12 protein-coding genes and 1 tRNA gene are annotated in these 15,406 nt (G+C 46.4%); all 13 read right to left on the minus strand.

Annotated features, from left to right (window positions below; translation table 11 throughout):
* Window positions 1–87: 87 nt before the first annotated feature.
* On the minus strand, window positions 88–2,178 hold the full coding sequence (gene fusA, locus EJE49_RS08655; RefSeq protein WP_124950067.1) for an elongation factor G: 2,091 nt from the start codon (window positions 2,176–2,178) through the stop codon (window positions 88–90).
* A gap of 54 nt (window positions 2,179–2,232) precedes the next feature.
* Entirely contained in the window at window positions 2,233–2,703 is a 471-nt protein-coding gene (gene rpsG, locus EJE49_RS08660) for a 30S ribosomal protein S7 (protein ID WP_124950057.1), read from the minus strand.
* Between the two features lie 85 nt (window positions 2,704–2,788).
* Window positions 2,789–3,166, minus strand: coding sequence for a 30S ribosomal protein S12 (rpsL, locus tag EJE49_RS08665; protein ID WP_124950058.1), 378 nt, complete (start codon window positions 3,164–3,166; stop codon window positions 2,789–2,791).
* Between the two features lie 171 nt (window positions 3,167–3,337).
* Entirely contained in the window at window positions 3,338–7,525 is a 4,188-nt protein-coding gene (gene rpoC / locus EJE49_RS08670; protein WP_124950059.1) for a DNA-directed RNA polymerase subunit beta', read from the minus strand.
* Window positions 7,526–7,582: 57 nt separating this feature from the next.
* The gene (rpoB, locus tag EJE49_RS08675; protein WP_124950060.1) at window positions 7,583–11,656 is read right to left on the minus strand and encodes a DNA-directed RNA polymerase subunit beta; all 4,074 of its coding nucleotides are present in this window, start codon (window positions 11,654–11,656) and stop codon (window positions 7,583–7,585) included.
* A 119-nt stretch (window positions 11,657–11,775) separates the two neighbouring features.
* Window positions 11,776–12,150: a 50S ribosomal protein L7/L12 gene (gene rplL / locus EJE49_RS08680; protein ID WP_124950061.1), complete on the minus strand. Its 375-nt coding sequence runs from the start codon at window positions 12,148–12,150 to the stop codon at window positions 11,776–11,778.
* A gap of 57 nt (window positions 12,151–12,207) precedes the next feature.
* Entirely contained in the window at window positions 12,208–12,729 is a 522-nt protein-coding gene (rplJ, locus tag EJE49_RS08685) for a 50S ribosomal protein L10 (RefSeq protein WP_124950062.1), read from the minus strand.
* A 291-nt stretch (window positions 12,730–13,020) separates the two neighbouring features.
* Window positions 13,021–13,716, minus strand: a complete 696-nt coding sequence (rplA, locus tag EJE49_RS08690; RefSeq protein WP_124950063.1) for a 50S ribosomal protein L1 — start codon at window positions 13,714–13,716, stop codon at window positions 13,021–13,023.
* The gene (rplK, locus tag EJE49_RS08695; RefSeq protein WP_124950064.1) at window positions 13,717–14,148 is read right to left on the minus strand and encodes a 50S ribosomal protein L11; all 432 of its coding nucleotides are present in this window, start codon (window positions 14,146–14,148) and stop codon (window positions 13,717–13,719) included.
* A 107-nt stretch (window positions 14,149–14,255) separates the two neighbouring features.
* On the minus strand, window positions 14,256–14,789 hold the full coding sequence (gene nusG, locus EJE49_RS08700) for a transcription termination/antitermination protein NusG (RefSeq protein WP_124950065.1): 534 nt from the start codon (window positions 14,787–14,789) through the stop codon (window positions 14,256–14,258).
* Entirely contained in the window at window positions 14,786–15,136 is a 351-nt protein-coding gene (secE, locus tag EJE49_RS08705; RefSeq protein WP_124950066.1) for a preprotein translocase subunit SecE, read from the minus strand. The genes nusG and secE overlap by 4 nt, the downstream gene beginning before the upstream one ends.
* 54 nt (window positions 15,137–15,190) lie before the next feature.
* Window positions 15,191–15,266: transfer RNA gene (locus EJE49_RS08710), tRNA-Trp, on the minus strand.
* Between the two features lie 68 nt (window positions 15,267–15,334).
* On the minus strand, window positions 15,335–15,406 hold a 72-nt coding region (locus EJE49_RS08715; RefSeq protein ID WP_202814033.1), incomplete at its 5' end, for an EF-Tu C-terminal domain-related protein.

The following is a 15,406-nucleotide window of genomic DNA, read 5'->3' on the forward strand; positions in this document are numbered from 1 at the left end:
ACGTGGCCAATCGTACCTACGTTAACGTGCGGCTTGGTCCGTTCAAACTTGCCTTTTGCCATGATGTATATCCTTTAAATTCTAACGTTATTTCTTGTTGATAATTGCTTCAGCCACATTTTTAGGGGCTTCAGAGTAATGCTTGAATTCCATGCTGTAAGTTGCGCGACCCTGACTCATAGAACGCAAGGTTGTAGAATAACCAAACATTTCGGCCAGAGGAACTTCACACTTAACAACCTTACCACTTGGTGTATCGTCCATACCTTGAATGATACCGCGACGTGAGGACAAATCGCCCATAACGTCACCCATGTAGTCTTCAGGAGTTTCAACTTCTACAGCCATCATTGGCTCTAACAGCACAGGACTCGCTTTACGCATACCATCCTTGAAGCCCATGGAAGCAGCCATTTTAAACGCATTCTCGTTCGAGTCCACGTCATGGTATGAACCATCAAACAGCGTTACTTTTACGTCAACAACCGGGAAGCCAGCTAATACGCCATTAGGCAGTGTCTCACGCAGACCTTTTTCAACCGCAGGAATAAATTCACGCGGAACTGTACCGCCCTTAATAGCATCAATGAATTCAAAACCTTTACCAGTCTCGTTCGGTTCCATTTTGAGCCATACATGACCAAATTGCCCCTTACCACCTGACTGTTTAACAAACTTACCTTCGACCTCAACAGCTTTTCTGATTGCTTCACGGTACGCAACTTGAGGTGCACCAACGTTAGCTTCCACACCAAACTCACGACGCATACGATCAACCAGGATTTCCAGGTGCAACTCACCCATACCGGAAATAATGGTTTGACCCGACTCTTCATCTGTACGAACACGGAACGAAGGATCTTCTTGTGCAAGGCGATTCAATGCCATACCCATTTTTTCCTGGTCAGCCTTGGTTTTAGGCTCAACTGCGACGTGAATCACAGGCTCTGGGAAAATCATGCGCTCCAAGATTATTGTCTTGTTCAAATCGCATAAAGTGTCACCGGTTGTAGCTTCCTTCAAGCCAACCGCAGCAGCGATATCACCAGCATGAACCTCTTTGATCTCAGCACGCTGGTTCGCATGCATTTGCAAGATACGACCGATACGTTCTTTTTTACCCTTAATAGGGTTATAGATGGTATCGCCAGAGTTCATCGTGCCAGAATAAACGCGGAAGAAAATCAACTGACCCACGAATGGATCGGTCATGATTTTAAATGCCAGCGCTGCGAATGGCTCTGTATCTTCTGCCTTACGCTCACCCTGGGTGCCATCTTCCAATTCACCCGACACAGGCGGGATATCCTTAGGAGATGGCAGGTAATCAATAACCGCATCCAACATTGCCTGCACGCCTTTGTTCTTAAAAGCAGAACCACACAGCATTGGCATTATTTCACTAGCAATGGTACGAGTACGCAAGGCCAACTTAATTTCAGCAGCAGTCAAGTCACCTTCTTCAAGGTACTTATTCATTAACTCTTCGTTTGCTTCGGCCGCAGCTTCGACCATTTTTTCACGCCAAGATTCGCATTCAGCCTGCATTTCAGCAGGGATTTCGCGCTCTTCGAATTTCATACCCTGGGTAGAATCATCCCAGTATATGGCCTTCATCTTGACCAGATCGACAACACCTTCAAATTTGTCTTCAGCGCCTATAGGCAACTGAATAGGAATAACGTTTGCTTTGAGGCGGGTACGCATCTGCTCGTAAACTTTAAGGAAATTCGCACCAGTGCGATCCATTTTATTTACAAACGCCAAGCGCGGCACACCGTATTTGTTTGCCTGACGCCAAACTGTTTCAGATTGCGGTTGCACACCACCAACCGCACAGTAAACCATGCACGCACCGTCCAAAACTCGCATTGAACGCTCAACTTCAATCGTGAAGTCTACGTGTCCCGGCGTATCAATAATATTGATATGGTGCTCAGGATAATTGTTTTCCATACCCTTCCAGAAACAAGTAGTCGCAGCAGAGGTAATTGTAATACCGCGCTCCTGCTCTTGCTCCATCCAGTCCATGGTAGCAGCACCATCATGCACTTCACCGATTTTGTGTGAAACACCGGTGTAATACAGAATGCGTTCTGTAGTCGTAGTTTTACCAGCGTCAATATGTGCGCTGATACCAATGTTACGGTAACGTTCAATAGGAGTTTTGCGTGCCACTTTATTTACTACCCAGTTAGTGCTGGCGCGAGTGCGCCAGTCCATTGATTGAAATTAGAAACGGAAATGCGAGAATGCTTTGTTTGCTTCAGCCATACGGTGCACTTCATCACGCTTCTTCATAGCACCGCCACGACCCTCAGCAGCATCCATCAACTCACCAGCGAGGCGAATACCCATTGATTTTTCACCGCGTTTACGAGCAGCTTCTTTCAACCAGCGCATTGCCAATGCCGAACGACGTGCTGGACGGACTTCGACTGGGACTTGATAGTTAGCACCACCAACACGGCGGCTCTTAACTTCAACAACAGGACGGATATTGCTTAATGCCAATGTAAAAACCTCAATTGGGTCTTTACCGGTTTTTTGGCCAATTTGCTCAAAAGCGCCGTAAATAATACGCTCAGCAACAGACTTTTTGCCGCTGGACATCAGCACGTTTACAAATTTTGCGACATCTTGACTACCGAATTTTGGATCTGGCAATACATCGCGCTTGGGTACTTCTCTACGTCTTGGCATAATTACCTCTCAAATACTTCTTAATGCAGGTTACGGCGCGCGTCGCGCTTTTATACCGCAACTCAACACCAATTCTAAGCCTAAATTAGGCCTTCTTAGGCCGTTTAGCACCGTATTTAGAACGGCTTTGCTTACGATCTTTAACACCAGCAGTATCCAGGCTACCACGAACTGTATGGTAACGAACACCCGGCAAATCCTTAACACGACCACCACGAATCAATACAACCGAGTGCTCTTGCAAGTTGTGGCCTTCACCACCGATATAGCTACTTACTTCGAAACCATTCGTCAAGCGTACGCGTGCTACTTTACGTAATGCTGAGTTTGGCTTCTTAGGAGTAGTTGTGTACACACGCGTACATACACCACGCTTTTGAGGACAAGCCTCAAGCGCAGGCACTTTACTATTTACGCGCTTTGCGACGCGCGGTTTGCGCACCAGCTGATTGATTGTAGGCATACTATTTCGTTTCCCAATTTAATTTTTCGCATAGTTCTTAACAAAGAACCACTTAAAACTGCGTGATAGCACGGATGCTATCCCATAAACTATTTACATTTACCAACAAAATCCAAAGTCGGTAAAAAAGACGATGGATTTTATAGGCTTACTTACATAGTGTCAAGCGGACTACTCACTATCTACTACTTCAGGTGATTCAAAAATGTCTGATTCTGTAGCAATATCGAGACCTAGTTTTTGCATTCTACGCGTATTGTGGTATGCCAATCCCGTACCGGCTGGAATTAATCGACCAACAATAACGTTCTCTTTCAGACCGCGCAACTCATCACGTTTGCCCATAATTGCAGCTTCAGTCAATACTCGCGTTGTCTCCTGGAAGGATGCAGCTGATATAAACGAATCAGTTGACAGCGATGCTTTAGTAATACCCAGCAACACATAATCAAATGTTGCCGGTTCTTTACCTTCCGCAATAACTTTTTCGTTCTCAATCAGTAATTCAGCACGCTCTACCTGTTCACCTTGAATGAACTTAGTTGAACCCGCATCTACTACGCTAACACGGCGCAACATTTGACGAACAATGACTTCAATATGCTTATCGTTAATTTTCACACCTTGCAAACGATATACATCCTGAACTTCATCGGTAATATAACGTGAAAGCGCCTCTACACCTTTAAGTGCAAGAATGTCATGTGGATCTGCCGGGCCATCAACGATCAACTCGCCTTTGTTCACAACCTGACCATCATGTGCAGTAACGTGTTTTTCCTTTGGTATCAGGTATTCATGCGCCATACCATCCAAATCGGTAATGACAAGACGCTGCTTACCCTTAGTATCTTTACCAAACGATACCGTACCGGTTACCGGTGCCAATACGCCGGCATCTTTCGGTGATCGCGCTTCAAACAATTCAGCCACACGCGGCAGACCTCCGGTAATATCGCGAGTTTTGGATGTTTCCTGCGGAATACGCGCCAGCACTTCGCCAACACCAACGTCCTGACCATCCTTGACTGTGATAATCGAACCGATCTGGAAGGTAATGTTAACTGACATCTCAGTCGCGGTTACCTTGATTTCCATACCGTTCTCGTCCAGCAGTTTAACTTGCGGACGTAATCCCTTACTTGCAGCGCCTACGCGACGCTTAGGATCAATAACCACCAGCGTAGACAAACCTGTCACATCATCAATCTGCTTAGCGACAGTAGAACCTTCTTCTACGTTCTCAAAGCGTACACGACCAGCATACTCGGTAATAATCGGGCGAGTGTGCGGATCCCACATAGCCATGACCTGACCAGCTTTAATCTTATCGCCATCTTTAACCGTCAAGGTCGCACCGTAAGGTACTTTATGACGCTCACGTTCACGGCCATTGTCACCCATGATGACAATCTCGCCACTACGAGCAATAGCAATTGCTTCGCCCTTAGCGCTAGTTACGTAGCGCATCGCTGGACTGAATGTTGCTACACCGGCTGATTTAGATTCAAGCTGACTTGCAGCTGCAGAACGGGATGCCGCACCACCGATGTGGAATGTACGCATCGTCAGCTGGGTACCCGGCTCACCAATGGATTGCGCTGCGATAACACCAACAGCCTCACCCACATTCACCAGATATCCGCGACCCAAGTCACGACCGTAGCATTTTGCGCACAAGCCGTAGCGTGTATCGCAAGTCAATGCAGTTCTAACTTTTACTTCGTCGATATCAAGCGCTTCAATTTGCTCGACCATATCTTCATCGAGCATTACACCCGCTTCAATAACAGTCTCGCCAGTTTCAGGATGAATAACGTCCAGAGCAGTAACGCGGCCCAGCACTCGTTCGCGCAATGGTTCAATAACTTCACCACCTTCGACCAAGGCTTTCAGTACCAGACCTTCGCGAGTGCCGCAATCATCTTCAATTACTACCAGATCCTGCGTCACATCGACCAGACGACGTGTCAGGTAACCTGAGTTAGCTGTCTTAAGCGCTGTATCAGCCAAGCCTTTACGCGCACCGTGGGTGGAGATAAAGTACTGCAGAACGTTCAAACCTTCACGGAAGTTAGCTGTAATCGGCGTTTCAATAATCGATCCGTCCGGTTTTGCCATCAATCCACGCATACCGGCCAACTGTCTGATCTGCGCTGCAGAACCACGCGCACCGGAGTCTGCCATCATGTAAATTGCGTTAAATGATTCCTGCGTAGTCTCAACACCGTCACGCGTTACAACGGGTTCACTACCCAACTGCGTCATCATGGCCTTAGCCACCTGATCACCGGCACGACCCCAGATATCAACTACCTTGTTGTAACGCTCGCCTTGAGTAACCAGACCTGAAGTATATTGCGCCTCGATCTCTTGCACTTCTTTCTCTGACGCACTGATGATGTCTTGTTTCTGAGTCGGTATTAACATGTCATCAACACAAATCGACATACCGCCACGAGTTGCATAAGTAAAGCCGGTGTACATCAATTTATCAGCGAGAATGACTGTTTGACGCAAGCCGCAACGACGGAAACTCACGTTGATCAGTTTGGATATCTCTTTCTTCTTCAGAATTTTGTTTACATGCGTAAATGACAAGCCGATTGGAAGAATTTCTGATAACAAAGCGCGACCGATAGTGGTTTCATAGCGAGTCAGCTTCTCTGCACGCTCACCTTGCTCATCGTAATACGCTTCTTTGATACGTACTGTTACCTTGGCATTCAATTCAACTTGACGCGATTCATAAGCACGCGACACTTCATCGACGTTGGCAAACATCATGCCCTCGCCCAGCGCGTTAACTCTTTCGCGAGTCATGTAATACAGACCAAGCACGATATCTTGTGACGGAACAATAATTGGCTCGCCGTTTGCAGGAGATAGCACATTGTTCGACGCCAACATCAGCGTACGCGCTTCCATTTGCGCCTCCAGTGACAGAGGAACGTGAACCGCCATCTGATCACCGTCGAAGTCGGCGTTAAATGCCGCACAGACAAGTGGGTGCAACTGGATAGCCTTACCCTCGATCAGGATAGGTTCAAATGCCTGGATACCAAGACGATGCAGCGTAGGCGCACGGTTAAGCATAACCGGGTGCTCGCGAATCACATCTTCAAGAATATCCCAGACTACTGGTTCTTCGGTCTCAACCATACGCTTCGCAGCTTTGATAGTTGTCGCCAACCCCATCACTTCAAGTTTATGGAAGATAAACGGCTTGAATAATTCAAGCGCCATTTTCTTTGGCAGTCCACATTGATGTAATCTTAATTGCGGACCAACAACGATTACGGAACGACCAGAATAATCGACGCGCTTACCCAGCAAGTTCTGACGGAAACGACCACCCTTACCCTTGATCATATCGGCCAAGGATTTTAACGGACGCTTGTTGGCACCGGTCATTGCTTTGCCGCGACGACCGTTATCCAGCAATGAGTCCACCGCTTCTTGCAGCATGCGTTTTTCATTACGTACAATGATTTCCGGAGCCTTAAGCTCTAACAAACGCTTCAAACGATTATTACGGTTAATAACCCGACGATACAAATCATTCAAATCAGAGGTAGCAAAACGTCCACCATCCAGCGGCACTAATGGGCGGAGCTCTGGCGGCAATACGGGAAGAACTTCCAGTACCATCCACTCAGGTTTTATACCTGATTTTTGGAACGCTTCGATGACTTTCAAACGCTTGGCAAGTTTTTTAATCTTGGTATCTGAACCGGTTTTCGCCATATCTGCGCGAATAACTTCTGCCTCAGAAATAATATCGATACTTTTCAGCAGCTCACGAACACCTTCCGCACCCATGCTTGCTTTAAACTCATCACCATACTCTTCAACTTTGGCCAGATAATCATCTTCGGTCAACAGTTGTGAACGGTTCAGCGGAGTCATACCCGGATCTGTTACAACGTATGCTTCAAAATACAACACACGCTCGATATCGCGCAATGTCATATCCAGAACCATACCCAGGCGGGAAGGCAATGATTTGAGGAACCAGATATGAGCAACCGGACTGGCTAACTCGATATGGCCCATACGCTCGCGACGAACCTTGGATAAAGTGACTTCTACGCCACATTTCTCACAAATAACACCGCGGTGCTTTAGTCGCTTATATTTGCCACACAGGCATTCATAATCCTTGACTGGGCCAAATATTTTGGCGCAGAACAAACCATCACGCTCCGGCTTGAAGGTGCGATAGTTAATGGTTTCTGGCTTTTTAACTTCACCATACGACCAGGTACGAATTTTTTCAGGTGACGCGAGACCAATTTTGATCGCGTCAAATTCTTCTTCTTGAGTGACTTGTTTAAATAAGTCGAGCAATGCTTTCATAGTTCTCTCCAATGAGGCGCGAGCAAAAGAGGGGCGCGCCAATCACCCCTCATCGCATCAATAACGCTCGAGATCAATATCAATTGCCAAGGAACGGATTTCTTTCACTAATACGTTGAAAGATTCTGGCATACCAGCATCGATCTTATGTTCACCCTTAACGATGTTCTCATAGACCTTGGTACGACCAGTTACGTCATCAGACTTAACTGTCAACATTTCCTGCAAGATGTAAGAAGCGCCATACGCTTCCAGTGCCCATACTTCCATCTCACCAAAACGCTGACCACCGAACTGCGCTTTACCGCCAAGTGGTTGCTGTGTCACCAGACTGTATGGTCCTGTGGAACGAGCATGCATCTTATCATCTACCAGGTGATGCAATTTCAGCACATGCATATAACCGACAGTGACTTTGCGATCAAACGCTTCGCCAGTACGGCCATCAAACAAAGTAATCTGACCGCTGCGTGGCAATCCGGCCAACTCCAGCATGCCTTTGATTTCTTCTTCAGCGGCACCGTCAAATACCGGTGTCGCAAATGGCACACCTTGTCGCAGGTTACGTGCCAGCTCAATCACTTCATCATCACTAAAGCTGGCTATATCTTCCTGCTTACCGGTTGAGTTATAGATTTTGGTGAGAAACTCACGCACTTCAGACACGTGCTTTTGAGCCTGAAGCATTTCATCAATTTTTTTACCCAGACCTTTAGCTGCCCAACCCAAATGTGTCTCAAGAATCTGACCGACGTTCATACGGGATGGAACGCCCAGTGGATTAAGTACGATATCCATAGGTGTGCCGTCAGCAGTGAATGGCATATCTTCAATTGGAACAATCTTGGATACAACACCCTTGTTACCGTGACGTCCTGCCATCTTGTCACCAGGTTGTAAACGACGTTTTACCGCCACGTACACTTTAACCATTTTCTGCACGCCTGGTTGCAATTCGTCACCAGCAGTGAGTTTTTTCTTCTTTTCTTCAAACATTGCGTCGAACTCAAGACGCTTCTGATCGAGACTATCCTTCAAAGACTCCATCTGACGACTAGCTTCATCATCAACTAGACGAATATCAAACCAGTCATAACGACTAATACTGTCCAGATACTCTTGAGTGATAGCAGTATCTTTAGCCAGCTTTTTAGGGCCGCCTTTGGCAACTTTATTTAATACTAAACGTTGTAAGCGTGAGAAGGTATCGTTATCAACGATACGCATACGGTCAGCCATATCTTTCTTGTATTCAGCCAACTGATCTTCAATGATCTGTTTAGCACGCGCATCACGTTCAATACCCTCACGGGTGAATACCTGTACGTCAATGACTGTACCAGCCATGCCTGACGGCACACGTAAAGATGTATCCTTAACATCAGAAGCTTTTTCACCGAAAATTGCACGCAGTAATTTCTCTTCTGGTGTCAATTGAGTTTCACCTTTAGGCGTAACTTTACCAACCAGCACATCTCCTGCTTCAACTTCAGCGCCGATAAAGCAAATACCAGAATCATCAAGGCGGTTAAGCATACGCTCTGACAGATTTGATATGTCACGCGTAATTTCTTCAGCACCAAGTTTGGTATCACGTGCAACAACAGTGAGTTCTTCGATATGAATAGAAGTGTAACGATCATCCGCTACCACCTTCTCGGATATCAGAATCGAATCCTCAAAGTTAAATCCGTTCCACGGCATAAATGCCACCAGAAGATTCTGACCTAAAGCCAATTCACCCATATCTGTTGACGCACCGTCAGCGATAACGTCACCGCGAGACAACTTGTCACCAACTTTGACCAAAGGCCGTTGGTTGATATTTGTATTCTGGTTCGAGCGGGTGTACTTGATTAGCGTGTAAATATCCACACCAACTTCACCAGCTTTGGTTTCGTCATCGTTAACTCGTACAACTACACGACCTGCATCAACGTAATCGACAATACCACCACGACGAGCCTGCACGGTCGTGCCTGAGTCAACTGCAGCGGTACGCTCAATACCCGTACCAACCAGTGACTTTTCTGCACGCAAGCAAGGAACAGCCTGTCGTTGCATGTTTGAACCCATCAACGCGCGGTTCGCGTCATCGTGCTCAAGGAACGGAATCAATGAAGCCGCGACAGATACAATCTGCGATGGCGCCACGTCCATATACTCGATACGTTCCGGGCTAGCCAGCTCGAATTCATTTTTGAAACGGCAAGATACAATCTCACTAGTAAAGCGGCCTTCACCATCTAATTCAGCATTAGCCTGGGCGATAACATATTTACTTTCTTCAATCGCTGACAAATATTCAATCTTGTCAGTAACTTTGCCGTCTTCAACTTTACGATACGGGGTTTCCAGGAAACCATATTTGTTTGTTTGCGCAAACAAAGCCAAGGAGTTGATCAGACCGATGTTTGGACCTTCCGGTGTTTCAATCGGGCACACACGGCCATAGTGAGTTGGATGCACGTCACGCACTTCGAAACCAGCACGCTCACGCGTCAAACCACCGGGTCCTAACGCGGAAACACGTCTTTTATGGGTAATTTCAGACAATGGGTTAGTCTGATCCATAAACTGGGACAATTGACTCGAGCCAAAAAACTCTTTGATAGCGGCCGAAACAGGTTTGGCATTTATCAAATCATGTGGCATCAGGTTTTCAGATTCAGCCTGGGACAAACGCTCTTTGACAGCGCGTTCTACCCGAACTAGACCAGCACGGAATTGATTCTCGGCCAACTCACCAACGCTACGCACACGGCGGTTACCCAAGTGATCAATATCGTCAATCTCACCACGACCATTACGCAATTCAACCAGAATCTTGATGACAGAAACGATATCTTCTGTGGAAAGCACAGCAGAACCTTCCAGCTCATCGCGACCAATGCGGCGGTTGAACTTCATCCGGCCGACAGCTGATAAATCATAACGCTCTTCACTGAAGAACAAACCTGCAAACAAAGCCTCGACTGATTCTTCAGTAGGCGGCTCGCCTGGACGCATCATTCGATAAATAGCTACGCGTGCAGCGTATTGATCAGGTGTATCGTCAGAACGCAGGGTTGCAGAAATGTAAGCCCCCTGATCCAGATCGTTTACGTACAGGGTATTAATTTGTTCAACATTTGCATCAATCAGTTTTGCTAACGAAACTTCCGTAAGCTCATCATTTGCATTTGCAATGATTTCACCAGTTGCCTTATCGACAACATTTTTGGCAAGCACGCGTCCCATCAAAAAGTCTTCTGGCACAGCAATCTGTGTCAGACCTGATTCCTGCATGGTACGGATATGCTTCACAGTAATACGCTTGTCTTTAGGGACAATTACAGCGCCTGTTTTGTCGACGATGTCAAAGCGTGCAATTTCACCGCGCATGCGATCAGGTACTAATTCAAAACGTATGACTTTTGCACTTAACTGGAACGAGTCTGTAGTAAAAAATTCGGACAGAATCTGCTCGTTGTTATAACCAAGCGATTTTAGCAATGTGCTGACCGGCATTTTACGGCGACGGTCAATACGGAAATACAGATAGTCCTTGGCATCGAATTCAAAATCAAGCCATGAACCACGGTAAGGAATGATACGAGCCGAAAATAGCAGTTTGCCAGAGCTATGGGTTTTGCCGCGGTCGTGTTCAAAAAACACACCAGGTGAGCGATGCAACTGGGAAACAATAACACGTTCCGTGCCATTGATTATGAACGAACCAGTAGGTGTCATCAGCGGCATTTCGCCCATGTACACTTCTTGTTCTTTAACTTCTTTTACTGTTGGTTTTGAAGCTTCACGATCCATTATCGTCAAGCGAACTTTAGCGCGTAACGGGGAAGCATAAGTCAACCCCCGTTGCTGGCATTCAACCATGTCAAATGCTGGCTCGCCCAGCACGTAACTTACGAAATCCAGTTTTGCATTACCAGAATGACTGGTAATTGGGAAAATAGATGAAAAGGCTGCTTGCAAGCCTTCATTTGCACGCTTCTCAGGTGAAATATCTTCCTGTAGAAATGCACGAAATGAATCAAGTTGTGTTGCCAACAAGAAAGGCACCTGGAGAATGTTTGCACGTTTTGCAAAACTTTTACGGATGCGTTTTTTCTCGGTGAAAGAATAGCTCATGGAATCTCCTAGAGGGACCTGCGCAGAAGACAAAAGACAACGGACAGCTAAGTGTTGCACCGCTGTCTTATGTTTTCTGCATTACCTGAGCAAGCTCAGGTAATGACAGAAAGGCGAAATTACTTAATTTCGCAAGTAGCGCCAGCTTCAACCAATTGCTTCTGGATTGATTCAGCTTCAGCTTTAGCAACACCTTCTTTAACTGCTTTAGGTGCGCCATCAACCAGATCTTTAGCTTCTTTCAAGCCTAAACCGGTGATAGTACGTACAACTTTAATGGTGTTGACTTTGTTTTCGCCAGCGCCAGTCAAGATAACGTCAAATTCGGTTTTTTCTTCAACAGCGGCACCAGCAGCAGCAGGTGCAGCAGCAACAGCAACAGCAGCAGCAGCAGAAACGCCAAATTTCTCTTCCATCTCTTTGATCAGTTCAGACAGATCAAGAACGGTCATGTTAGCAATTGCATCTAAAATATCAGCTTTGGACAAAGCCATAGTAATTCTCCTGATTGAAAAGTAAAAATATTACAACACTAAAATGTGTTGCCGGATTTATGCTGCCTGCTTATCGCGAACTGCAGCCAAACCTCGTACAAACTTAGTAGGAACTTCATTAAGCGTACGCACAAACTGTGTAACGGGAGCCTGCATAGTACCCATCAGTTTCGCTAACAACTCATCACGACTAGGCATATTGGCTAAATTCGCGACATCATTTGCAGTCATCACGAAATTAGGCATTGAGCCAGCTTTAATGACCAACTTATCGTTGGTTTTAGCGAAATCAGCCAGTACTTTGGCTGCAGCAACTGGATCTTTGGAAATACCGTACAACAAAGGACCGACTAATTGCTCAGTCAAACCCTCAAAGGCAGTTCCGGAAACAGCGCGACGTACCAATGTGTTTTTCAACACACGCAGATAGACACCGTTAGCACGTGCTTTAGCACGCAAACCAGTCATACCCACCACACCCATGCCGCGATATTCCGCAACAACGATAGTTTGGGCATTAACCAGCTCTTCGCCTAACTCGGCTACAACTGCTTTCTTTTCCTCTAGATTCAGACTCAAGGTCTTACCTCTTTCTATTAACACCGAATGTTGCCAGGGGAGAAACCCCGACAACGATCGAGAGTCGGCGACCTTTCATCAGGAGTACCATTGCAATGCAAAGCCAATCCTGGTTCAGGGCACGCCATCTGCGTTGGGAGCGACTTCTGGAAAACCAGAATCACCAGATTAAATTCGACAATCCAGATGGATTAACGAACCCCAACGGTCTTTGACAACCTGCCAATACCTAAATATCAACAGCCCAAAGTACTTTTACTCATTCAACAACTCCGTATAAAACGAAGTCACTTACTGAGCAATACTATTACCATCAACTCGAATACCAACACCCATAGTGCTGGATACTGATATTTTCTTCATGTATACGCCTTTAGCAGTAGCTGGACGTGCTTTAGTTAAAGCATCCACTAATGCTGCAAGGTTCTCACGCAATGCATCAGCATCAAAAGACGCGCGACCAATTGTGCACTGCACAATACCACCCTTGTCCGTACGGTATTGAACCTGACCTGCACGTGCATTTTTAACTGCAGTAGCAACATCAGGAGTAACTGTACCAACCTTCGGGTTAGGCATTAAGCCACGCGGACCTAACACTTGACCGAGCTGACCAACTACGCGCATTGCATCTGGACTAGCAATAACTACGTCGAAATCCATGCGACCGCCTTTGATTTCGGCTGCCAAGTCATCAAAGCCGACAATATCAGCACCCGCTTCTAAAGCAGCTTTAGCGGCTTCGCCTTGCGCAAATACTGCGACACGAACCGTTTTACCTGTACCGCGTGGCAATACAACAGAACCACGAACCAACTGGTCAGATTTACGTGCATCAATACCCAGGTTTACAGCAACATCGATAGACTCATCAAATTTGGCTGTAGCCGTTTCTTTGACAAGAGCTAATGCATCGGTTACTGCATATAATTTTGTACGATCAACTTTAGTGTTGATCAATTTTTGGCGCTTAGACAAATTAGCCATTTATGCACCCTCCACTTCAATTCCCATACTACGGGCACTACCTGCAATTGTTTTAACCGCTGCATCCATATCAGCAGCTGTCAAATCAGGCATTTTTGCCTTTGCGATTTCTTCAGCCTGGGCACGCGTCAGCTTACCGACTTTGTCGGTATGTGGCTTCGGACTACCCTTTTGAATACCAGCAGCTTTCTTGATCAGAATGGTTGCAGGTGGTGTTTTCATCACGAACGTGAAACTCTTGTCCGCGTATGCTGTAATCACAACCGGAATTGGCAAACCTGGCTCTAAACCTTGGGTTTGCGCGTTAAACGCCTTACAGAATTCCATGATATTCAGACCGCGCTGACCTAAAGCGGGACCGATAGGGGGGCTAGGGTTTGCTTTACCAGCCGGGACTTGCAGCTTAACGTAGCCAACGATCTTCTTTGCCACTAGATACTCTCCTAAAAATGGGTGATAGCGAGTGCGCGACTGAAACTTACGCACCCTCCCCGTGAATTAACAAGCTGCGGGTCATAGACCCACAGCTTGTTACAAAATCAAGTCTTTTCGACCTGACCAAAATCCAATTCCACTGGTGTTGCACGACCAAATATAAGCACAGATACACGCAACTTGCTTTTATCGTAATTAACTTCTTCAACAACTCCATTAAAGTCATTGAATGGGCCGTCAATTACACGAACTGACTCACCAACCTCAAACAGTATTTTCGGACGCGGCTTCTCAACACCTTCTTGTATCTGGTGCAGAATCGCATCAACTTCTTTAGCCGTAATCGGTGTTGGCTTCATAGCCGTACCACCAACAAAGCCAGTAACTTTAGGACAATCCTTGATCAAATGCCAAGTCTCATCATTCATTTCCATTTCAACCAGTACATAGCCTGGAAAGAATTTGCGCTCAGATATAGACTTCTGACCACCCTTCATTTCGATTACTTCTTCTACCGGAACCAGAATCTGACCAAACATATCCTGCATACCAGCACGCTCGATGCGTTCCAGCAAGGTACGCTGAACCGTTTTCTCGAAGCCAGAATAGGCGTGCACTACATACCAGCGTTTACTCATGTATCACTCCGCCCCATAAGCAATTTAACTGCCCATAATAAACCAGCATCCACAAACCAAAGAAATAGCGCCATTACCACTACAAACACAAACACGATACCCGTAGTTTGCATTGTTTCTTTGCGTGAAGGCCACACTACTTTACGAGCTTCAGCCACAGAATCTTGCGAGAACGCAAAGAAACTTTGACCTACCTGGGTGTACCAGAGTATAGCTATCGCTGCAATAACGCCACCCAGCACGAATGCCAAACGGACTACGGCTGCACTCTCTGAGAAATAATAAAAGCCGGCTATGCCCGCGATTACCATCAGCGCAGCAGCCAGCAATTTGATTTTGTCGGTCATCTGAACCTTGTGAGACTTACCTTTGACAGCAAGACGGTCACACTCCCGTTAATTTGGCAGGCCAGGAGGGCCTCGAACCCCCAACCCTCGGTTTTGGAGACCGATACTCTGCCAATTGAGCTACTGGCCTATTAAAAACATATCGGGCTTGTTTGTGAGGCACAACTCCCCCACAAACAACCCCGAACATTACTGCAATTACTCAATAATTTTAGCAACCACACCAGCACCTACGGTACGGCCACCTTCGCGAATTGCGAAGCGCAGACC

Origin of the sequence: Sulfuriferula thiophila (genome assembly GCF_003864975.1) — a bacterium.
Taxonomy (GTDB): domain Bacteria; phylum Pseudomonadota; class Gammaproteobacteria; order Burkholderiales; family Sulfuriferulaceae; genus Sulfuriferula; species Sulfuriferula thiophila.

Bases quoted from the DNA above. Each gene is read 5' to 3' on its own strand.
- nusG (WP_124950065.1), bottom strand. From the start codon at position 14,789: ATGAGTAAACGCTGGTATGTAGTGCACGCCTATTCTGGCTTCGAGAAA.
- rpoB (WP_124950060.1), bottom strand. From the start codon at position 11,656: ATGAGCTATTCTTTCACCGAGAAAAAACGCATCCGTAAAAGTTTTGCA.
- rplA (WP_124950063.1), bottom strand. From the start codon at position 13,716: ATGGCTAATTTGTCTAAGCGCCAAAAATTGATCAACACTAAAGTTGAT.
- secE (WP_124950066.1), bottom strand. From the start codon at position 15,136: ATGACCGACAAAATCAAATTGCTGGCTGCTGCGCTGATGGTAATCGCG.
- rplL (WP_124950061.1), bottom strand. From the start codon at position 12,150: ATGGCTTTGTCCAAAGCTGATATTTTAGATGCAATTGCTAACATGACC.
- rpsL (WP_124950058.1), bottom strand. From the start codon at position 3,166: ATGCCTACAATCAATCAGCTGGTGCGCAAACCGCGCGTCGCAAAGCGC.
- rpoC (WP_124950059.1), bottom strand. From the start codon at position 7,525: ATGAAAGCATTGCTCGACTTATTTAAACAAGTCACTCAAGAAGAAGAA.
- rpsG (WP_124950057.1), bottom strand. From the start codon at position 2,703: ATGCCAAGACGTAGAGAAGTACCCAAGCGCGATGTATTGCCAGATCCA.